Below are 23497 nucleotides of genomic sequence, written 5' to 3'. Positions count from 1 at the left end.
GGAATCTAATTCGGTTTCATTCGTCTGGGTGAGAGCTGTTAGCTGCGCCGGCCTCTATTCATGACTTGAAAGCAAGTGAAACGATGTACGGCACACCCATTCTATTCCCGCCTAATCGCGTGCAAGGCGGAAGCTTTACATTCAAGGGACGATTCTATCAGCTGCCTATCAATGAGCAGCCGGATCGCCATCTGCATGGCGAGCTGGCGCGCAGAAGCTGGGAGGTAGTGGAACGGGGAGGAACGGAAGCACAAGGCGCGTATGTTGTTCTTCGGTTTCGTTGTTCCGATCATGAGGAAATGCTGGCTTACTTCCCGCATCCTCTCATATTTAACGTGACAATATCCCTGTTAGGTGGACGTCTCCGACTGGATGGCGCCATCGTCAATGAGGGCGAGGATGAGGCCCCGTTCGCCTTCGGCCTTCATCCTTACTTCAATCTGCCGAGCGGACAAGTTCTTTTGCACGCGCCTGCAGCCAGTGAATGGCCGATCTCCAGCTTCGCCTTCATTACGGGTACCCCAGCCGATACCGAACGCGCGGCAGAGCTGCGGACGGGGCTTCCGCTAGATCGTATTGCCCCTCTTGGCGCAGCTATGCTGGAGCTTCAGGAGGGGGAGGAGCGTGTCTGCCGACTACAGATGTTAGAAGAGGGCTATACGATCGCCTATTCTTTTGGGGACACCTTTCCATATCTGCTTATCTTCCGTCCCAATTGGTCGGAGTCGATCTGTCTGGAGCCATACACCTGTCTGACTGACGCCTACAATCTGCCTTATCCCCCGGAGATGACGGGAGCAAGAGGCATCGCCCCTGGTGAGCGTGTGATGTTCGAGACTTGTATGTGGGTGGAGTAGACATCTCCAGTGAGATGACCAAAGTGCACAAGCGAATCCATTGAAAAGTGTTGTCTATAGAGTAGTAGTTATCCTACTACAACTAGTCGGAAATGTTAAATATGGAGGTGCGTTAATTCCTTTACAATGAATAATATGGATCAAGAAAGGAGGTTATACATCACAAGTAAGCGCTTACTATTAATGAAATGAGGAGTGATGACGATGGCAAAGGTGTTGAAGGGGAAGATCGTGTTCTGGCTAGTAATTATGGTACTAGGTACTGTATCTTCCAGCTTCGGTGTTCCATCCTCTCAGGCTGCGGTATCTTGGCCGGCTTCAGATCCCGGCAATACGGGAGGTTGGAACGTAAATGAGACGTTTAGCGATGAATTCAATGGTTCGTCACTAAACACAACGAAATGGTTCAATGAACATACGTATTGGAGTGGGCGCAATCCCTCCCAATTCGATCCATTAAACGTCTGGATAAGTAATGGAACGGCAAAGCTTCGTACGAAAAATGAAAACCTAATAAAGAATGGAAGCTTTGAAACAGGTAATCTGTCCAGTTGGTCTACTTGGGGTTCAGGGGCGAAATCAGCATCCGTCTCTGCCAAATATCGCGATCTATATGGCGTGGTCATAAATGGTCAAGGTGCTGTTCAGCAAATCATTACAGGTCTGCAGCCCAATACGACCTACAAGCTTTCGGCGTGGTTAAAAAAAGGATCGGGCAGCAAAGTGAATGTAGGCGTAAAAAATTATGGCAGCACAGAGAAGTGGATAGAAGTATCCAGCTCAAACTGGACGCTGGGTACTGTGGAGTTCACGACAGGATCAACAAATACCAGTGCTGAGGTATACGTATATAACGCCGGAGGAAGCGGTATTGTCTATGGAGATGAAGTAGCTGTCGTCCGAAAGGTAAATGCAGCATCTGGAGAAACGATGCTTAGCGATAATTATATTACATCGGGGGTTATTCAATCCAAGACAAAAGCGCCTTACGGATATTATGAGGTAAGGATGAAAGCGGCAGACGCTTCGCATACAAGCTCCTTCTGGCTGCAGGGTAATTATTCGGAGATTGATGTTGTTGAAGCGGTAGGAAATTCAACGAGGAACACTCATAAGGATACAATCATGCCGACTAACACTCATGATTTTCGGAATGGATGGGCTAATGATATTGCAGATCCTTTCGACTATCAAACGAACGTCAGGCTAGCAGGTGATTATCATACGTATGGTGTGGAGTGGAACCAAACACAAATAAAATGGTATTTCGACGGTCAATTGATTCGTACAAAAGCTCATACATTTATGTACGAGAATCAATACATTTTTTTGGATACTGAAATATTTGAATGGGACGGACTTCCGGGAGACAGCTTGAATTCCCTCTTCGAGGTAGATTATATCCGTGCCTGGCACAAATAACTGTGGGAAGGAAAATCTTATATGAATAAATGGAGCAATGCAGCGGTTCATTCCCTCTTAGTTGTCGCACTCTTCCTTAGCTTATTGGGAATGCCTGCTTCTCTGGCTAGAGCGGAGGAGGCGAGCAGGGTGAATGCGTTTGAGAACGGAAGCTTTGAATCAGGACAGCTCCCTGCTCGATATTCCAAATGGGGAAGTGGTTCGGCAGCTGTTATGACGGAGCATGCCTATACCGGAAATTACGGGCTTGAGTATTCTGGTCAAGGCGCGATCGAATTTCCGGTGTCCGGTCTACAGTCCAATACTGAATACAAGGTAGCTGTGTACGCCAAGCTGGGGACTAGCGCTGGAGCCACTCTTGGGGTTAAGGAGCACAACGGTACTGAGGACAGCTATAGCCCTATTCTAGGGACAGCATACAGCTTATACGAAGTGAGCTTCCAGACAGGCGCAGTAGAAACATCCGCAAAGGTCTATCTGTATAACGAAAGCGGTTCCGGTACAGTCTACGCCGATGACTTTGAGCTTCTGGTTGAAGTACTGCTGCCTCCGGTCATTAGCGAGAATGTAATTGATAATTCCATCTATCCGTTATCCGATTCGGACAATGTACAAAGCTGGAAGTATAGCTTGGATTATTCCGACGAATTCGGTGGGGCGGCTCTAGACAGGAATAAATGGAACGATCATCATACGTATTGGTTAGGCCGACAGCCTTCGATATTCTCGCCGCGCAACATCAGGCAAGAGAACGGTCAATTAATATTGACAGCCAAATATGAAACAATACCTGAAATGGCGGAAGTCAACGCTAAGCTTGGCCCGAATAGTCCTCAGTATGAGAAATATACAACTGCTGCTGTACAGTCCACAACAAAAACGGGCTATGGGTACTATGAAATTAAAGCAAAGGCCGCACCTGTCTCGATTACGAGCTCCTTCTGGCTGCAGGGCAGCGAAACGGAAATTGATGTGTATGAAACGGTAGGACGATCAACCGTCAATCCAGACAGCGGATATGAAATGCCTATGAATACACATTATTACGCTGGAGGGGACTGGTCCAAGGACATCGCTAACCCTGGCGTCTATCATTCCAAGGATGATCTTACGGCAGACTTCCATGTGTACGGGCTCGATTGGAACGCTAAGTGGATCCGGTTCTATTATGATGGCGTATTGGTTCGCGAAATTCGTAATGATGTTTTCCACGAGAATCAATTTATATTCATGGATATGGAAACGTTTACATGGGCAGGGCTTCCTTCAGAAGCGTCCATGGCGAGTCCAAACGGAGATTATGTCATCGAATATATGAGAGTTTGGCGGTCTAATGCGCCCGTGTCGGATGATCCGGAGATGGAGCTGCCGCCTGTTAAGGAAGCGGAAGCGCTTCGCGGCACACCTGCGCTGAACGCTTCAAGTCCAGATCCGTTGTGGAGCCAAGCGAAGGAAATCGGTTCGTTGCGTGTGAAAGGCGGGAGCACCACAAACACAGCAATCGCAAAGACGCTGTGGGATGATCGCTTTCTGTATATTCGAACGGAAGTGAAGGACGCTGATCTTACGGGAGCCGAACCAAACGAGACGTACAGGAACGATTCCGTTGAAGTGTATGTGGACGGCGGCAATGAGAAATCCAAGCTCTATGACGGGAACGATACGAAGTGGAATGTGGATTATATGGGACGAAGCTCTGGCATCAACGTACCTGAAGGCGTCCAACAATCCGTTCATCGGATTAATGACGGTTATGTTGTAGAGATGGCTGTCCCATGGGGGTCCATCGGTGCGCCAGAAGGCTCCTCGATTGGATTTGATATACAAGTAAATGATGCGAGACAGCCGTCTGGGGTGAGGCAAGGGTATCTGGGCTGGAACGATCCGTTTGATCAAGTGTGGCAGAATATGGGGATGACGGGTAATTTGAAGCTCAGCTCTGCCAGGGCAAACGTGCCTCCGGTATATACCGAATCACCGGCACCTGTTCAATATGTCGTCAAGTTGTCGATGAACGGTCAGTTGATACCCGGTGGAGCTATTGTCAAATCCCTAATTGAAGGACAAACGTCGGCAACTGTCTATCCCAATCGAGAAGGATTATTAAAGAGCTTGGCTTCGGTAGATGAAGGGGCGATTGTATCAATCGAGGTCAATGAAGGCGCAGATATTGTGATTGGGCAATTCGATGGTTCATTGTTAGCCGCATTGGCCGACAAGCAAGCAATCCTTGGCTTTCAAACAGATATAGCAAGCTATAAGCTGCCTGTACAGCAAGTCATCACGTCAGCGAATTGGAAGTCTGTCCTTGAGCAGTCGAGCCGGGGAGATATTGACCTGGATGAGGTTCAACTGCAGCTGCGGATTGCGAAGCCGGCAGAGGATGAGCAAAAAAGAATCAAAATGGCAACGGATGCCCAAGCTTTAAGGCCGGTTGGTGAGCCCATCTCATTCGATATTCAATTGAGCTATGGCAATCAAGTAATCGAGCTTATGTCATTCGACAGCTATGTGGAGCGAACCATTCCGTTGCCGAAAGGTATGGATCCGGCGCAAGTGGCCACTGCCGTCGTTGTGGAGCCGAATGGCAGCATCCGTCATGTACCCACAAGCATGGTATCCCTGGACGGGCGGTGGCATGCGAGCATCAAAAGCTTAACCAACAGTATGTATACGCTTATCGAATATGATGTGCGATTGCGGGATATCAAGCCATCCAAGGCCGAAGAAATCATAGAGCGGCTTGCCGCTCGAACGATTGTAAGAGGGCTGCCGGATGGAACGTTCCGACCGGAAAGGCTGGTCACCCGCGCCGAATTTACCGCTATGCTGGTAAGGGCGCTGGGACTAAGGCTGGAGCCGACTCAACGGTCATTCAAGGATGTCAATTCATCCAGTTGGTATGGCGCTTACGTCAGTACGGCTCATGGGCATCAATTGATTCGAGGCTATGGGGATCATACGTTCAGACCGATGCAAGTCTTGACCATACAAGAAGGCCTTGAAATGCTGGGCAATGCTATTAAGCTGACAGGCTTGGCTGCTCTCGAAGCCCCTCCCCAAGATGAAACGCTTGTGTACTTAACTAGAGAAGAAAGCGCGGTCTGGATCCATTGGCTTCTGTCTAAGTATGTGTTAGAAGTCGATATTTGAACATTGCAAGTCGAGATTGCATCTTCTCTCTACAGCGTTGAAGGACTATGCTGATTACAGAAGTAATGTCATAGTCCTTCAACCCATGCGAGCTAAGAAAAATATCGACTCGCAAAAGAGGACAGCATGAGGGGGGAACACAGGTGCTGATCGGAATTCCCGTACTATTGCCGCCGGATTTGCTGAAATGGATGAGAGAGATGGGACATGGTGATGAGTTGGTACTGGCGGATGCCAATTTTCCAGCTGCAAGCCATGCGCAACGACTTGTGCGATGCGATGGAATTGGCATTGTTGAATTGCTGGAAGCGATCGTCAAGGTGCTTCCACTGGACGATTATGTGGAGAAGCCTGCGGCGGTTATGGCCGTTGTCCCAGGCGATCCCGTAGAGACAACGATTTGGGACTCCTATGAAGCGATACTGAATAGAAAAACAGGATTGTCATCCTCATTGGAATCGATTGAGAGATTCAGCTTCTATGAACGGAGCAGTTCAGCGTATGTTATTGTTGCAACTGGTGAACGGGCACAATACGGCAACCTGATTCTGAAGAAGGGGGTCGTTCGTGAGCATGATTGACCAGAGACCCAATATTGTGTTCTTGTTCGCAGACGATCAAAGATTTGATACCCTGCGTGCTTTGGGCAATACCGACATTCATACGCCGCATCTGGATGACCTTCTGGAGCACGGCACCGCCTTTCGCCAGGCTCATATTCCAGGCGGCACGGTAGGTGCAGTCTGTATGCCCAGCCGCGCGATGCTGCATACAGGAAGAACATTGTTCCATATTCATGACGACGGAAGAAGCATTCCTGAGGAGCATGTATTGATGGGGGAAACGTTCCGGCAAGCGGGTTACGCCACCTTCGGCATTGGCAAATGGCATAACGGCGCCGCCTCCTTTAACCGGAGCTTCAGCGACGGAGAGGATATCTTTTTTGGAGGAATGGAGGATCATTGGAATGTACCCGCTTTCCATTATCATGCGGATGGAAGCTACTCAGGGAAAATTCCTGTAATTAGAGATCGTTTGATGTCTAATGAAGTGGAATATCGGCCAGCAGACAAGATTCAGGCTGGCGTTCATTCAACTGACCTGTTCTCGGATACCGCCGTACAATGGATTCATCAGCATAAGCAGGAGGAGCCGTTCTTCCTGTATGTGTCCTACATGGCTCCCCATGATCCTCGAAGCATGCCGGAGAAGTATATGAAGCTGTATGATCCAGCATCGCTGACGCTTCCTGATAATGTTGCGTGTGAGCATGCTTTCGATTATGGCATACGTGATATAAGAGATGAGAGGCTGGCGGCATATCCGCGAACGGAGGAAGAAATTCGGGGGCATCTGGCAGAATATTATGCCATGATTACACATCTGGACGATCGAATCGGCGATATTATCCATGCGTTGAAGGAAACAGACCTGTTCGATCATACGATTATCGTATTCACAGGAGACAACGGACTCGCCGTAGGCCAGCATGGACTAATGGGCAAGCAAAGCTGTTATGAGCATAGCGTAAGGGTTCCGCTCATTTTCTCTGGGCCGGGGATACCGAAAGGACAGCGAAGAGATGAATTTGTATATTTATCCGACATCTACCCTACCTTATGCGAATTAACGCAAGTTCCGATTCCATCGTCAGTCGAAGGAGCATCTCTAGCCCCTCTGTTCTCACGCGTTGGAGCAATCCCGGATCGGGATAGACTGTATTTCGCCTATGCCGACCTTGTCCGAGCCGTGAAGAGCAGAGAGTACAAGCTCATCGTCTATCACCATAAGTCCCAATTGTTCCGTTTAAGCGAGGACCCCCTGGAGCGATATAATCTAATTGAAGATCCGGCTTTCTCCCATATGGAGCAAGTATTAATGAAAGAATTGATAGAGCACAGCTATCGATCAGGAGATCGCAAGCATCCCGCAGGACAACAATTCTGGTCGCAAATCGACAGACATCAGCAAGGAGAAGATGAACAACTATGATAAATATAAATCAAATTAATGAAGTGATTAGGAAAGGTCCGTTTCAGGACAACTGGGAGTCGTTAAGCCGCTATACTGTGCCGAATTGGTACAAAAAGGCGAAATTTGGCATCTTTATTCATTGGGGAGTCTACTCGGTCCCAGCTTATGGGAATGAGTGGTATCCTCGTGAAATGTACTTGAAGGATAGCTCCAGACGGGATCGGCAGGATGTCAGCATGTTTGATTACCATATTCAAACCTATGGCCCGCAGCATGAGTTTGGATATAAGGATTTTATTCCGATGTTCAAGGCAGAAAAGTTTGATCCGGCGGCCTGGGCGAGCTTATTCAGCAGAGCGGGCGCGAGGTATGTGATGCCCGTCGCTGAGCATCATGATGGCTTCCAAATGTACGACAGCCAACTGTCGCCGTGGAATGCAGCGAAGATGGGGCCGCAGCGCGATATCATCGGAGCGCTGAAGGAAGCTGTGCAGGAGAAGGGAATGAAATTCGCCGTGTCTTCACATCGGGCGGAGCACTGGTGGTTCTACGACGGTGGAATGACCTTTCATTCCGATGTCCAGGATGACAGCTTCCGCGGCTTGTATGGTCCAGCTCAGCCAAGGGACCCGGAATGGACGATTCACGGGGATGGACCGGACGAAGCGTTCTTGACCGATTGGCTGCTTAGAACTTGCGAACTCGTTGACCTATATCAGCCATCGATTGTTTGGTTCGACTGGTGGATCATGAATGTCCGGTTCAAGCCATATCTTAAGAAATTCGCAGCCTATTATTATAATCGAGCAGCGGAGCGGGGGACGGAGGTCGCGATTAATTACAAGCTGGACGCCTATATGCATGGCACAGCGGTGTTCGATATTGAACGCGGCCAATTGAATGGCATTCGTCCCGAGCTGTGGCAGACCGACACTTCTGTTGCCCGCAACTCTTGGTCTCACAGTGTCAATAATCAATACAAGGAACCAGCGGACATCATTTGCGATTTGATCGATATTGTAAGCAAGAACGGCTGTTTGCTGTTGAACGTTGGACCGAAGGCGGACGGAACGATTCCTCAGGAAGACGAGTCCATCCTTCTTGCGATAGGTGATTGGCTTGCCGTGAACGGGGAAGGCATTTACGATACGACGCATTGGAAAATATACGGTGAAGGACCGACCCAATCCGGAGAAGAAATGCATACGGAAGGCAAACGGAGTGCCTATACAGAGGAAGATATTCGATTTACCTTTAAGGATGGGACGTTATATGCTTTCGTTATGAAGCTGCCCCCTAGCGGAACCATTATGATTCGATCCCTGTCCACGAATTCACGACATTTCCGCAGTGTCGTTACAAGTGTAAACACTCTTGATGGCAGCTTGTCGCTTGATTGGACAGTTTCCGATGAGGGGCTGCGGATCGATGTTTCTTCTCTAGCTTTAACTCCGTATCCGACAGGCTTCAAAATTGGGATGGAGTAGTCACCGTATATCTAACGCGAATGCACTATATGCATTCGTGTTTTGCGACAATAAAATGATAACGCTTTCTTATTCTCGAATAATGAACGAGTCAAGGGGGGAGAACATGTCCAATCGTCGCGGGAGGCCGGTGTTCAAATTTCTTATACCTTATTTGAGCATGCTGCTACTTGCCAGTTTGGTATCTGTCATCATGTATCAGCAGACGAGCCGTGTGGTGAAGGAAGAGGTGTCGAGCCGCAACCAGGCCGTCCTACAGCTGGCTAAGCAGCAATTGAATCGACAGATTGTAGAGACCAATCAGCTTGCCATTAGCCTAAGTCAGGATCCGAGGGTGCTCGCCATGCAGCAAATTGAGAACCCATATGAGCGAAGCAGCATTACACGTCTGATGGAATTGCAGAAGCAGCTGGGCAGCTATTCGGCCGTTACACCATCCATTGAAAATTACTACATTCATTATATAAAAAGCCAATTTGTAATATCACCTGATAAACAAAGCTTATTATCCCGAGCTTCCAGCGCGGAAGCGCAGTCGGATTTCGTCCACAAGTTTATTGAGGGTCTTGAGGATCGGTACTATTATCAGGAGATAATGCCGGAGCTGAAGCTCCGCAGCGCTAATGGTGAACGCCGGCTGATTCCTTACATTCATACCATTGGTTATCCAAGCTATTATTTGTCACATATTGTGATGTTCATCGACAGCTCTTCTATAAGGAATGCGTTGCGTTCGATTGATCTCTCGGAGGGCGGTTATGCATATCTTGCCAACCAGGAGGGTGACATTATTGCCGGTGTTGCCGGCAGCGGCGAATTCCTTCCTCGAACCAGCCATAGTGGACATGAGCAGCCTTCCGGTCAATTCGTCACCTCCATTGGGCTCGACAACGGCAGCTGGAGTCTCGTTGCCGTACAGCCTGAGCATATCGTGCTGCGAAAGGTGTACTATGTCAAAAAAATATCTGCGGTTATTATCTTCGGCATGCTGGCTATTGGAGGCGTGGCTTCTGTGCTGTTTGCTTATCGCAACAGCAGACCATTAAAAGTACTTATTCAGACTGTATTCCAATTAGAGTCACATAATGAGCGGCTGCATCGAAGCATTGAAGAGCAAAAACCGTTGCTGCAGGCGGCATTCCTGCAACGGCTGCTGGATGGTGCGTATCCCGGACAGAAAGAAATGGAGTCTGTGATGCAATATTTGGATATTCCCTTACAGGGCGAAAGATATTCCGTTATCATTATTCAATTACCCTATATCTTGGAGTCGATTGATATGGGAGCATTGGAGAAGCTGGATCTGGAAAAAGCAGGGCTGAGGGAATGTATCGCGGAGCTGGAAGGAAATCACGCTTGTATGCTGGATATTGGCGAGAGCCGGCTGGCAATGATTTATTCCTCTGATACAGTCAGTGAGGATGCTTGGAAGGAAGAGCTGACCATGAAGCTCAGTGCCATTCAGGAGCTGTTTCTCGCACGCTTCCAACATGCCTTGCAGTTCGGCATAGGACGACCTTATTCCTCATTAATGGATGTGTCGGCATCCTCCGAAGAGGCCTCCAAAGCGTTGTCCTTCGGTATGCCTTCCTCTAGTCCCATGCCCTATTACGATGAGTTGCCCAGACATCCGCAATCGTATTATTACCCTTTTGATCTGGAGCAGAAGCTTCTTAACTATTTGCGAAGCGGGAACATGGAGGAGCTTGACAACACCTTTGGCAACTTGTTCGTCGAAAATTTTGTTGAGCGTTCTTTAATCGAACCTGTCCTACGGCTCTTGTTGTCCGAATTGGTCAGTACGGCTCTCAAGTTTATTGATCAGTCGGGCACGCAGATGTTCGAGGATGAAAGTATAGATATGATGTCTTTTCTGCAATTGCCTCATGGAGCAGGTGAAGCGGAGGCCTGCTTTCATCAAATCACAAGGCTGTACCAACACATTGCGAGCAAGACCATTGACCAGAAGCGTATTCGGAATGAAGAGCTGATGCGCGAAATTGTCAGTTATCTGGACCTCCACTATTCAGACCCTTCCTTATGTCTGCCCATGCTGTCGGATCAATTCCAAATATCAGAGACTTATCTTTCGTTGCTGGTAAAAGAACATACAGGCTGCTCTTTCACGGAATATGTGAACACCAAGCGTATGAATGCTGCCAAAGAGCTATTGTCGGAGTCCAGGCTCAACATTGAACAAATTGCTGACCATGTGGGATATTCGTCGCTGAATTCATTCAGCCGAGCGTTCAAGCGTATGCATGGCGTAACGCCTACGCATTATCGAGCATTTTCCGGTCAGTGAATCTAAGAATTGAATATCCTTCCTTGTATGCCGCATGCAGCGGCTGTTTTTTTTGTATTGTTATGAAAATGAATAATGAAAAATCAATGGAATGACAGCTTTTTTGGTCTTTTGAATAAAGAAAGGGCAAATGCAGATAGCATAAATACGCCTTCACAGCTAAGATCAAATTGTCGAAGAGGCTCAACAATAGAAGAGGGGGACTACAAAACGATGAGATCGGTTACATCCATACAAGCCCATCCAAAAGTCAGATTGCGTCTGCTGGCAGCACATCTGAAACAGGCGAAAAGAAGCTGGCAGCTGCTTGTATTGTTTTCATTGCCGTTTGCTTATTTAATTATTTTTCAATATTGGCCGATGTACGGAGCTCAAATCGCATTTAAAGATTTTATTCCCGTGAAAGGTGTTATGGGTAGTGAATGGGTCGGCATGAAGCACATGACGAGGTTCTTTGGTTCTTACGATTTCTGGAGAGTGCTGAAAAATACGATTGGCCTGGCCTTCTATCATTTAATCGTCGGATTTCCGGTGCCAATCATCCTGGCACTTGGCCTGAACTACGTCAGGCAGGCTAGATTCAAAAAAACGGTGCAAATGATTACGTATGCGCCGCATTTTATATCCACAGTTGTAATGGTCGGTATGCTGCTCCAGTTTCTTGATCCGCGAACAGGAATTGTAAACCAGTTTCTAACGATAATAGGTGTAGACCCCGTTCACTTTATGGCGAAGCCTGAATTGTTTCAAACCATCTACGTGCTGTCCGATATTTGGCAGAATGCTGGATGGGGATGCATTATCTATTTGGCGGCGCTGGCAGGCGTAAGCCCGACGCTGCATGAGGCTGCTGTCGTTGACGGTGCAAGCAAGTGGCGCCGGATTTGGCATATTGATCTTCCTGGCATAATGCCGGTCATGGTCATTCTGTTAATCTTGTCGATGGGCAATTTGATGCAAACAGGGTTTGAGAAGGTCTATCTCATGCAGAACCCCGTCAATATTACAACCTCTGAAGTTATTGATACTTATGTCTACAAAGTCGGACTAATCTCGGATGGGCTGAATTTCTCTTATGCCTCTGCCATTGGTTTGTTCAAGTCTATCGTCAATCTATTATTACTCATTACTGTCAATCAGATCGCGCGCGTGGTCGGCAAAGAGAGTCTATGGTGAGGAGGGGCACACGTGCATCACATTAAAAGTCCAAAGCAGAGAATTAAAGAATCAAGAGGAGATGCGGCGTTCACCTGGATCAATTATAGTATCCTGCTAACGATGGTTCTGATTACGCTGTATCCCCTCATCTACATTGTAAGCGCATCCTTTAGCGATAGCCAAGCTGTCGTCTCCGGGAAGGTATGGCTATGGCCGGTTCAACCAACGCTTGATGGCTACGAAGCGATATTCAAACACAAGCTGATCGTATCCTCTGTCATAAATTCCTTCTATTACATGATTGTAGGCACTCTATTTAATGTTGTTCTTACGCTGATGGCGGCTTATCCGCTTTCTCGTAGAGACTTTTATGGCGCCAGGCTGTTTATGGTTCTGCTTGTATTCACGATGATGTTCGACGGTGGATTAATCCCGCGCTATTTGCTTGTCAAAGATCTCGGTATGCTGGATACGCGGTGGGCGCTTATTATTCCTGCTGCGCTTAGCGTGTGGAATGTCATTATTACACGTACCTACTTCCGCGTAACTATTTCCAGCGAGTTGCTGGAGGCGGCACAGATGGACGGCTGCAACGATTTCCGATTCCTGTGGAAGATCGTGCTTCCGCTGTCTGCCCCCATTATCGCAGTCATTAGTTTATTTTATGCCGTCGGCCACTGGAATCAGTATTTCAACGCGCTTATTTATTTGAAGGATCAATCGCTTTACCCCTTGCAAATTGTATTGAAGGATATTCTGGTACAAAACAAGGTGGACATGAGCATGGTGGCCGATGCCGTAGAAATAGCGGAGAAGGATGCCTTGCGGCAGCTTCTCAAATATTCTTTGATCGTAGTCGCCGCAGGACCCGTTCTCGTATTGTATCCGTTCGTGCAGAAGCATTTTGTAAAAGGTGTTATGATCGGATCGTTAAAGGAGTAGCGCATCTTATAACAAGACAGCTTATGGAGAGGGGTGATGCTTATTTGCTAATATTCCTGGCACCAGGTGTCAGAGGCCCCGCAAATCAGTCATCCATTTGAATCAGGTTCATTAAAAGGGAGGAAAACAGAGTGAAACAAAAATGGACTCTTGCGATTTTCTTTATGTGTTTGCTTTTAGCCGCTTGCTCCAATGGAAGCGAATCCAATGCGAAGCCGGACAATAAGGAGGGAGACAAGGCGGGTAATACGAGCGCAGTTTCTGCGCCGGGTACCTTTCCGATTGTAGAAGAGAAGGTTACTTTAAAGGTGCTTGCGGCACTACGGCCGGATGTAGAGGATTACCGTACGAACGAATTTACGAAGTGGCTGGAAGAGCGGACCAATGTGCATCTGGAGTGGGAGACGGTTCCGGAATCCAACATGAAAGAGAAGTTGAATCTGACGCTGGCGAGCGGTGATTATCCTGACATCTTTATGAATATGGGTATTACAGATGCACAGCTCGAGATTTATGGCAACCAGGGAGTATTCCTTCCGCTTGAGGATTTAATTGAGGAGCATGCAGTGAATACACAGAACATATTTGCTGAGCAGGAGCACTTAAAACCGGCGATTACCTCCAATGATGGGCATATCTACACGATGCCGGATATTAATGAATGCTACCACTGCTACTACTCCGGTAAGCTCTGGATTTACAAGCCTTGGCTGGATAAGCTGGGACTGGAGATGCCAACAACAACGGATGAATTCTATGAAGTACTGAAGGCATTTAAGACTCAGGATCCCAACGGTAATGGCATTGCTGATGAAATTCCGCTGTCCGGATCACCCAAAGGGTGGAACAGCTCTGTTGAAGGCTTTCTAATGAACGCTTTCGTCTATTATGATTTCATTAACGGCGATACGACACGGCGATTGTTTTTGAATAATGGCGCTGTAGACGCGGCATTTATGTCCGAGCAATACCGTGAAGGACTGCGGTATATGAAGAATCTGTTCGACGAAGGATTAATTAATGCAGAGGCTTTCGTACAGGATGGCGATCAGTTGAAGCAACTGGGAGCCAATGGGGATGTTGTTATTCTGGGCGCAGCTCCAAATGGAAGTCCAATCCCGATATCCGATAATGAAAGATGGAAGGATTATGTGGTTGTTCCGCCGCTAAAAGGCCCATCTGGCACACAATATGTGAACGCTCAGAACCGGAAAGGAAATGTCAACGGCCGATTTGTAGTTAGTGCGACAAGCAAGCATCCTGAAATTGCTGTTCGACTGGCTGACGCCTTCTACGATCGAGAGGTTCAAATGTTTTCGTTATTCGGCATTGAAGGCGAGGACTGGAGAAAAGCTGAGGGTGGCGAAAAAGGCCTCGAGGGCAATCCAGCGACGTTCGTACGCTTGAAGAAAACTAGTGAAGTTGCCAATCACAGCTGGAATCAGGCCAACCCGACGAATCGGACCGTTGATTTCCGAATTGGCGAAGCCATCAATGATCCGGTGAACAATGTAGAGTACATCCTGCATGCCTCGACCAAAAGCTATGAGCCGTTCCGCAACGAAACGGTTATGGTTCCGCCGCTCATCTTCAATGAGGCGCAGTCGTCGGAGTTGCTGGGCTTGCAGAAGACCATCAATGATTACGTCGACAACATGCTTGTCCAGTTCATCATGGGCGATGCCAATTTGGAAGCTGGCTGGGACGGCTACCTGAATGAGCTGAGCAATATGAATATTAAGCGCTATCTGGAAATTATGCAGGAGGCGTACGATATTCGCTACAAGAAGTAAGGAATGATGACCAACCCCTACAACCATCTAGAGTTCTGCTGCCATGAACAAGGATGAGTGCGTCGGGGTTATTTTGTTCCGTGCAGGCGGACCGATCATTTTCCATTGGAGAGGGGATTCGATAATGAGGTTGATCAGATATCTGATCATGTTGATGATGTGCTGCTTATTGTTCTTACCGCAAACAGGCGGCGTTGCAAAGGCATACGAGCTGCCTTCCGATGTGCAGCTTCAGAAAGATAACTATGATTCTATTGCAGGGCTGGCGGATACTTATCCAATTGAATATATCACACAAGTGAATAACGGTGAGAAGCGGGTTAAACTCATTACGATTGCAAGTCAGACCGGAATGATTCAGGGTGAGAAGGTTATCGAACTTCCTCCTGAAATTATGCGAGTCGCTGGTTTCTTTCGGGAGCTGAATATTAATGGGAGCCAGATTAAGAACCTGGAAGTGTACTGGGAAGGTCCGACAGGCAAGGAGAAGTTAAGCGAATATTTCCGCTCAGAGACTGTCATTATGGGACGCCCCTTTCACATTAAGGTCCAGTCAGGGCAATATGAGGGTTTTAAGCTCAGGTTGAAAGGAACGGGTACTGTAACGAGTCTTGTCTTGCATGAGCCGAATGGTCTATCGGCTACTTATGATGTAAGAGCGTGGGGGGTGTTGGGAGAGGACAAACCGATATTACCTGTACAGGTCCATGTGGACGCAACCACGAGACGCAGCATTGATGGGATTACCCGCATGGAAGAGGAAAAGTTTCGCAGAGTGTATGCCAATCCGTTAGGAGAACCGGTCACCTATGAAATAGCACCTTATTTGTCCGAGAGAGGATTCCTTCCGGGAAGGCAAATGTTCAAATTCCGGGACGCGCTGGAGATCGGTCATAAGCCTGGCGATCCTTTATTGACTGAGGACCCTCTCCGGGACGGATATGCCGATGAGTCGTTTTTCGATCAGCATTATGAGAAGGATTCACAATTAATTGAACAATATGACAAGCTGTATGCGCCGGACATGAAATATGTCATCGCTTACGACAACTGGCCGACTTGGAATTGGCCTGCCAATACGCCCAATAATCCAAGGGGGACGCCGGCAGTTGACAAATTCGAAGCTGCGGCCGAGCTCGCTTCTCTCTATACGGAAGCCTATAATCGCAAGCTGGATGGCAGAGGACCTGCCTATATAGAAGTGAAAAACGAATCAACCATTCGTTCGGAGTGGATCTATCATAATGATGCCGCCTATGATTCCTGGGGGCTGCTCGCTGACTTTCACAATGTAACGGCTGACAAAATCAAGGAACGCAGTCCCGAGGTTCTGGTAGGGGGACCGACTAGCGCGAATATGACGCTGGATACTAGCGCTTTCGCGAGCGCCAGGGAGCAAATGAGATTTATGGATTTGACGAGAGGACATCTTGACTTTTATTCGCATCATTTCTACGAAGGCAAGGACTTGATATTAAATGAAACAGAGGCTAACTATGGCGGGTATTTGACAGGCCGCCTAGAGGCGGTGCTTGATTTGCTCCGAAATCATATGACGTTAACCAACAACATCAAGCCTATGGTCATTTCGGAAACAGGAACCTTGCATTCGGGTGCGACGGACATTGATTACTGGATTCAGTTGAAGAACTTTAATGCCTACATGATTCGATACATGAATCGGGCGAATGAATTTGACATGGTCGTGCCGTTTTTGTTGCCGATCAAATGGTGGGATAAGGGCTCGCCGGATATGCTCTTCCGATATGAAGAAGACGGCAGTCTGGGAGTTCCTACTCCGCTGAAATATTACTTGGATTTCTGGAAGGATTACCAGGGGGATCTGCTTCCGGTTGAGGCCAATGACGACAAGGTTTATGTTCATGCCACGCAAACGGACAATGTCATTTATGTCGCTGTCAACAATATGAACCCGCAGCGGCTCAACCTGGATTTGAATCTCGATCTCGACGGCGTCAAAATTTATGATATTGAGCAGAGAAGGCTCTATCTGGAGCAAGGCAAGCTGCATTATGAGACGAAGAAACAGGCTGATCTGAAGAGTTTGCCTATGGCAGTGGAGGAAACCTCCATCATTAAAATTACATTGGACAAATCGCCTGTTGTGCAAGACATTTTGCTGGAAAAAACGTATTACGCGGATGAGATGCTGAAGGCCACGGGTCAACCGGCTGCTTTCCAGATCGCTGCTCCTGTCGAGCAATTGCAATCCTCTGTCTTGCGGGTATCATTTGGCCGGGAGAATGGCTTTAACGTTCCTATGGATCTCACTGTGAACGGCAAGCAATATCAACATGATGTGAGTTATACGAATAAACCGGGGCGTTTCTTCGGTTATATCGATTTCGACATTCCTGCAGTGGACATCAAAGAGATGAACCAGGTCGTCGTTTCGCTTCCTCAACAAGGGGGGACGGTCAGTACGGTAGCGTTTATTAACCACTATGCGCTGGATGGTTCAGTAGATTCGAGTCCGCCGGAAACCGTCGCGAATTTAGAAGGAGCTCATGAGAATGGATGGTATCGATCGGGCGTATCCGTACAATTGGAAGCTTTCGACCCTTCTGGCGTTGCAGGCATCTATTATCAGTTGAATGATGGTGAATGGACCAGGTATGAGCGCGAAATCGAGATTCTGACCGAAGGCACCCACACGTTAGCCTATTACAGCAAGGATAAGGCTGGCAATGCCGAGCCTGTCCAAAGCAGGACGGTTGCAGTGGATAAAACGGATCCTGATGTAACCATCCAGCCCAATCGTATCGATTTGGGCGCGCCGAACAAGAAGCTGGTGGATATAAAGGTTAAGTTGCATGCTTTGGACGAAACGTCCGGGATAAGGGATATTCAATTAACCTCAATCACTAGCAGCGAATCGGACAGCGGATTATATGGAGGAGATAGACCTGATGATATTCAGGGCGCAGAGTTTGGCACCCATGATTTGGAATTCAAGCTGCGGGCTGAGCTCTCTCCTAAGACGAAGCAGAGGGTATACACGGTTGTTTATACCGCAACGGATCATGCGGGCAATCAAAGGAAGGCAGAAGTGAAGATCACGGTTTCAAAAGGGAAGTAGTCCTTCATTAATCATTAATAATAGCCATGTACGAGTCGGTGGGACTGTGCATGGCTATTTATTTAGCTCCAAGTAGAAAGCGCTCTCTGTAGGCGCCAGGGGTGATCCCCTCCTTACTGCGGAAGATGCGAATGAAATAGCTGCTATGCTCATAGCCCACCTCATAAGCAATTTCCTGAATACTGGTCAACGTATGGGCCAGCATTTGTTTGGCTCGTTCCATTCGAATATGCTGCTGATATTGCAACGGTGTCATACCCGTATGCTTCTTGAGGCATCTGCTTAAATAATCGATATGGTAATGCAGCTCATCCTCCAGCTTCTTCGAGCTGAAGGGCTCCTGCATATGGTTCTCCAAATATCGCGCCATACGGGTGCACAGCTCCAATGACCTCGACATGGGCCTCGTCTGATAGATAACTTGCTGCAGCTCAAGCAAAAGCTGAGCAGTCAGGCTATGGAGCTCCAGTGCATTACGGATAAAAATGTGATTGCGAATCTCAACCATCCGATCCAGTATGGGGAGCAGGGGAGGCAAAACAACCTCCGTATGCTTAGGTAGATACATCGCATGTGATCGGGGGTTATGATCGTCATCCGTTGGCTGCTGAAGCGACTCCATCCATTCGAAGCCGCCGCTATTCAACTCGCGAGGAGGAACAGGATGGCTGAAGTGTACATAATAGGTTTCCGTATTTTGTTCACAGGGGAGATGCCCGAAGTGGGTGCGTCCCGGCTCCAGCAGCAGCATACTGCCCGCCGTAATTGTATAGGGCTGGTCGTCTTCCGTCATATATAAAGTCCCATTGGTTACGATGATAAGATCGTACAGGCTCCAGCTTCGCCGGAAATGTGCTTGCCCTTGCTTCCACCAGGAATGACCAACAGTAACAAACTGCGGTAAAGGCGGGATAATGAACTCTAGCATCTTCATATTAGCGCCTCCAATAGCGGTCTATTTCTTAACAATAGGATACCAAACGATATACTGTCAATGAACATCTTCTCTCTGTACATTAGTCGGAATTGTATCATCGGAAGTCGAGTATAGCGCTTACAAAGGGAATAGCAAGACAGTATAATGGCAGGAAAGAAACGAGCAGAGGGGGAGAAGAATGAGACAGACTTGGAGCTTGAACACGGATTGGAAGTTTTGTTACGGCGACATCACCGAAACCAACTACGATGCTGTACATAAAGAGAGATACAGACAGCCACACTGGATTAAATCTGGTAATCATGGCGTAGCGAAGTGGGGCTATGACGATTCAGATTGGATTGACGTTCACATTCCGCATGACTTTGTGCTTGAGAATGCGGAGTATGACCCGCAGGTTCCTGCTTCTCATGGATCATTAAAGAAGGGAATAGGCTGGTACCGAAGAACGTTTAAGCTGCCAGTGGATGCGGTGGAGAAACGTATATGCATTGAATTTGATGGCGTTTTCCGTAATAGCTCTGTCTGGGTAAACGGCCATTATGTCGGAGCTCATTTAAGCGGGTATACCAGCTTTGCCTATGACATTACAGAAGTGGTGCACGCCGAGGAGCCGAACGTGGTTGCTGTCAGGGTGGATGCAAGTGAATTCGAAGGCTGGTGGTATGAAGGAGGCGGTATCTATCGCGATGTCAGATTGGTACTGACGGACTCGCTCCGAATCCAGCAATGGGGAACTTTCGTGAAGGCCAAGCCTGATCCAGATGGTGAGAAAGCGTTGGTTGTTATTGAGACGGAGGTTGCTAGCCATTACGAGCAGGCGATATTCTTCGAGCTGCATTCGATTATTATGGGTCCTGACGGAAAACCGGCTGGTGAGTCCGTTGTCTCTACTGTCATCTCCGCGGATGATACGATGACGCTTACACAGTCCGTTGTGATTCAAGAGCCTCTATTGTGGTCCATCGACTCACCAGAGCTTTATACACTCAAGAGTACACTCGTCAAAGGCGGCGAGGCTGTTGATACGTATGAGACCGTCTTCGGAATACGAACGATCGTGTTTGACGCTGAGCGAGGCTTCCTTCTGAATGGTCAGCAGGTGAAGCTTAAGGGCGTATGCTGCCACGAGGATCATGCCGGCGTCGGCATGGCGGTGCCTGCAGCCGTTAATGAATTCCGGATTCGCCGATTAAAGGAGATGGGCTGCAATGCGTATCGAACATCGCATAATCCGCCGTCTTCGTCGATTCTGGAAGCCTGCGACCGTCTTGGCATGGTCGTCATTGATGAGGTTCGCCAAACGGATGCGACGAGTGAAGGTCTAAGCCAGCTGACAAGTCTCATTCAGAGGGACAGGAATCATCCATCAATTATCTTATGGTCGCTGGGCAATGAAGAAATGAATATTCAAGGAAAGGCATCGGGCGTTCGGATTTTGCACGCGATGCAAAAGCTTGCCCACAAGCTTGATCCAACTCGCAAATGCACCTACGGGATGAATGCCGATTGGCTGCCAATCACTCGCTATCATGAAGAAAATGGCTTTCATATCGACGTTCATGGCTTTAATTATATGATGAGAAGGAATTGGGATGCTTACAATCAGTTTCACAAAGCATATCCGGACAAACCGTTTATCGGTACGGAAAATGCTTCGACGCTCTCGACACGGGGGGTCTACAGGAAATCATCCACCGATCGCTCCCTAAACCTCTCCGAGCATGGCAAAGTAACTGCCATATGGTCCAATCCGAAGCGTGAAGGCTTGGTGAGCGCCTATGGTGAAACCTATCCATTGTGGGGAGCTCAGCCGGAGGAAGCTTGGAAGGCGGCGGAAGAGTATGATTTTGTAGGGGGATTGTTCGTATGGACGGGGTTCGACTACCGAGGCGAAACATTCCCTTATGAATGGCCTAGTGTCATCTCTCGATATGGGATTATGGATTTGTGCGGCTTTCCGAAGGACATCTATTATTACTATCAAGCTAGATGGACGAGTCGGCCCGTGCTGCACCTATTTCCGCATTGGAATTGGGCAGGGAGCGAGGGAGAGATGGTTGATGTATGGGCATTCTCGAATATGGACGAGGTGGAATTATTTTTGAACGGGAATAGTGCAGGAAGGCGAGCTGTTCCTGAACACGGTCATGCCGAATGGCAGGTTGCCTACGAAGCGGGTGAATTAATGGCCTGCGGGTACCGGAATAACCAGCTTGTATTGACGGAGGTTGTTGCGACAACGGGTGAGCCGGCCCAGATCCTCCTGAGCTCTGAGAGGACTGTTCTTATAGCAGATCATGAAGATGTATGTATCATTCAAGCTGCGATTGCAGATGCAGCGGGACGGATTGTTCCGAATGCAGACACGCTCATGACATTTTCTGTGGAGGGACCTGGCCAATTAATGGGTACAGGCAATGGCAACCCGGAGAGCCATGAGGATGACAAGTCGCCTTGCCGTAGTGCCTTCCAAGGACTCTGCCAGGTGCTGGTGAGGACCAACGGAGCAGGCGGCGACATTCGTCTGATTGCTCAAGCGGAAGGGGTAAAGCGCGGAGAAATCGTTATTCACTCCGAGACTCCCAATAAGAGGTCGATTGCTTCAGCATTGAAGCATGCAGAGCTGCTTCCAATAGGCACAGGACAGCGAGATGCTGCCGACGGTGGTGTCTAGCCCGCAAAGACAATTGGCAGCATGATTCTCTTGTCTAGCATTCAATATGTATCGGAGGACAATAGATATGACAGGATCTCATGATCGACCCAACCTATTATTTATTATGTCAGATGACCATGCAGCCAATGCCATTAGTGCTTACGGCTCCAGGCTGGCAGAGGTATGCGCGACTCCCCACATCGACAGGCTGGCCAAGGAAGGGGCGGTATTCCGCAATTTCTTCTGTACAAATGCCATATGCACACCCAGTCGGGCGACGATTCTGACCGGTTTGTATTCCCACCATAATGGTGTGAAGACGTTAAGCGACAGCTTGAGCACGGAGCTGGAGACGTATCCTCGAAGAATGCAGAAAGCGGGCTACGAGACGGCTGTTATCGGCAAGTGGCATCTGCACAGCGAGCCGCAGGGCTTCCATCATTACGATGTGTTGTCTGGGCAGGGAACGTATTGGAATCCCAGCTTTATGCGGTCGGGCTTTGACTGGTCGTCTATCTCCAATGTTCATGATGTGAGCACAGGGACGACACATGCTGGGTATGTGACAGACATTATTACGGACAAATGTCTGGAGTGGCTGGAATCTCGAGATTCATCCAAGCCCTTTATGCTCCATTGTCACCATAAGGCACCGCATGACGATTTCGAATACCATCCTCGTTATGAGAACTTGTTTGACGGTATAGACATACCGGAGCCGGACAGTCTGTGGGAGAATCGGCAGCATCGTTCGGTAGGCTCTCGAGATTTCGGTACGTCCGTGTCAGAGCGTAACCCGAAGCGGAATGCCGTCTTGAGGCAGAGTGATCCGTCGTACCCGACCGGTCCTCTTGAGATCGCGGGTCTGGATGCGGAAGAGCGAACAAAAGCCGCGTATCAGAAATATTTAAAGGATTATCTTCGAGTCGTCAAGGGGATCGATGACAATGTCGGCCGATTGCTGGACTACCTGGAGCAAAGCGGTCAACTGGAACATACGATTGTTATCTATACCTCCGATCAAGGGATGTTTCTCGGCGAGCATGATTATATCGACAAACGCTGGATCTATGAAGAAGCGCTGCAAATGCCGTTCCTCATTCGGTATCCAAAGGAGATCGAGCCGGGCACCGTGATGGAGTCGCTTGTGAGCAATATTGATATCGGACCGACATTGTTGGATTATGCCGATACCGACTATTCTTGCAAAGTGGACGGAAGCAGCTTTAGAGGTCTGTTGAACGGGTCACAGATGGAATGGAAGGACGCCATCTATTATCGTTATTGGATGCATCTAACGCATCATGATAACCCGGCGCATTTCGGCTTGCGGACGAGAGAATACAAGTTGATCTTCTTCTACGGCTTGCCGCTGGATGCCTCGGGCGCACTAGATGAAGAAACACCGGCATCATGGGAATTTTATGATTTACGACAGGATCCTTATGAGATGAATAATGTATATGGACATTCGGAATACAAGGAACTTATTGAAAAAGCGAAAAAAAAGCTGCTTGCGATGAAGCATAGAGTGGGCGACGATGATTCGGCCTATCCGGTGCTGCTGGAGCGAATGAGGTTAACGACTTAATGATCAGTTTGTAATAATAGACCATAGCCTTCCAGCTTTCTTGCGACAGGTTGGATGCTATGGTCTATTTGCGATGGAATTCTCCGATAACTAGGTCGAAATCAGAGCATCGGAAGTCG

Annotated in this window: 14 protein-coding genes; 13 read left to right on the top strand and 1 reads right to left on the bottom strand. The window is 48.3% G+C overall.

Features of this window, described 5'->3' with window-relative positions; translation table 11 throughout:
* Positions 1-35 precede the first annotated feature (35 nt).
* From B1748_RS16155 to B1748_RS16105, 11 genes are all read left to right on the top strand, one after another.
* Positions 36-857: an aldose epimerase family protein gene (locus B1748_RS16155; RefSeq protein ID WP_483874416.1), complete on the top strand. Its 822-nt coding sequence runs from the start codon at positions 36-38 to the stop codon at positions 855-857.
* A 204-nt stretch (positions 858-1061) separates the two neighbouring features.
* Positions 1062-2279, top strand: a complete 1218-nt coding sequence (locus B1748_RS16150; protein WP_179215617.1) for a family 16 glycosylhydrolase — start codon at positions 1062-1064, stop codon at positions 2277-2279.
* Positions 2280-2408: 129 nt separating this feature from the next.
* The gene (locus B1748_RS16145; RefSeq protein WP_179215616.1) at positions 2409-5432 is read left to right on the top strand and encodes a sugar-binding protein; all 3024 of its coding nucleotides are present in this window, start codon (positions 2409-2411) and stop codon (positions 5430-5432) included.
* Positions 5433-5575: 143 nt separating this feature from the next.
* Positions 5576-6013: an RbsD/FucU family protein gene (locus tag B1748_RS16140; RefSeq protein WP_087568958.1), complete on the top strand. Its 438-nt coding sequence runs from the start codon at positions 5576-5578 to the stop codon at positions 6011-6013.
* Entirely contained in the window at positions 6006-7424 is a 1419-nt protein-coding gene (locus B1748_RS16135) for a sulfatase family protein (RefSeq protein WP_087568957.1), read from the top strand. The genes B1748_RS16140 and B1748_RS16135 overlap by 8 nt, the downstream gene beginning before the upstream one ends.
* On the top strand, positions 7421-8893 hold the full coding sequence (locus B1748_RS16130) for an alpha-L-fucosidase (protein WP_087568956.1): 1473 nt from the start codon (positions 7421-7423) through the stop codon (positions 8891-8893). Before B1748_RS16135 ends, B1748_RS16130 begins: the two co-directional genes overlap by 4 nt.
* A gap of 106 nt (positions 8894-8999) precedes the next feature.
* Positions 9000-11198, top strand: a complete 2199-nt coding sequence (locus B1748_RS16125; protein ID WP_179215615.1) for a helix-turn-helix domain-containing protein — start codon at positions 9000-9002, stop codon at positions 11196-11198.
* A 213-nt stretch (positions 11199-11411) separates the two neighbouring features.
* The gene (locus B1748_RS16120) at positions 11412-12374 is read left to right on the top strand and encodes an ABC transporter permease (RefSeq protein WP_087568954.1); all 963 of its coding nucleotides are present in this window, start codon (positions 11412-11414) and stop codon (positions 12372-12374) included.
* A gap of 21 nt (positions 12375-12395) precedes the next feature.
* On the top strand, positions 12396-13298 hold the full coding sequence (locus tag B1748_RS16115; protein WP_246608859.1) for a carbohydrate ABC transporter permease: 903 nt from the start codon (positions 12396-12398) through the stop codon (positions 13296-13298).
* A gap of 131 nt (positions 13299-13429) precedes the next feature.
* The gene (locus tag B1748_RS16110) at positions 13430-15091 is read left to right on the top strand and encodes an ABC transporter substrate-binding protein (protein WP_246608276.1); all 1662 of its coding nucleotides are present in this window, start codon (positions 13430-13432) and stop codon (positions 15089-15091) included.
* Between the two features lie 124 nt (positions 15092-15215).
* Positions 15216-18191, top strand: a complete 2976-nt coding sequence (locus B1748_RS16105; RefSeq protein ID WP_143810309.1) for an OmpL47-type beta-barrel domain-containing protein — start codon at positions 15216-15218, stop codon at positions 18189-18191.
* Between the two features lie 58 nt (positions 18192-18249).
* Here the strand turns inward: B1748_RS16105 and B1748_RS16100 are convergent, their stop codons facing one another.
* Positions 18250-19125 carry an AraC family transcriptional regulator gene (locus B1748_RS16100; RefSeq protein ID WP_087568952.1) on the bottom strand — a complete coding sequence of 292 codons (876 nt, stop codon included), beginning with the start codon at positions 19123-19125 and terminating at the stop codon, positions 18250-18252.
* A 181-nt stretch (positions 19126-19306) separates the two neighbouring features.
* Here B1748_RS16100 and galA point away from each other — a divergent pair, with 181 nt between their 5' ends.
* Positions 19307-21805: a beta-galactosidase GalA gene (galA, locus tag B1748_RS16095; RefSeq protein ID WP_087568951.1), complete on the top strand. Its 2499-nt coding sequence runs from the start codon at positions 19307-19309 to the stop codon at positions 21803-21805.
* 67 nt (positions 21806-21872) lie between these two features.
* Positions 21873-23378 carry a sulfatase family protein gene (locus B1748_RS16090; RefSeq protein ID WP_087568950.1) on the top strand — a complete coding sequence of 502 codons (1506 nt, stop codon included), beginning with the start codon at positions 21873-21875 and terminating at the stop codon, positions 23376-23378.
* Positions 23379-23497 lie beyond the last annotated feature (119 nt).

The sequence above is a fragment of the Paenibacillus sp. MY03 genome (assembly GCF_002165585.1).
GTDB lineage: Bacteria > Bacillota > Bacilli > Paenibacillales > Paenibacillaceae > Pristimantibacillus > Pristimantibacillus agaridevorans.
The sequence above is the reverse complement of the archived record's forward strand: the minus strand, read 5'-3'. Positions and strand labels throughout refer to the sequence as shown.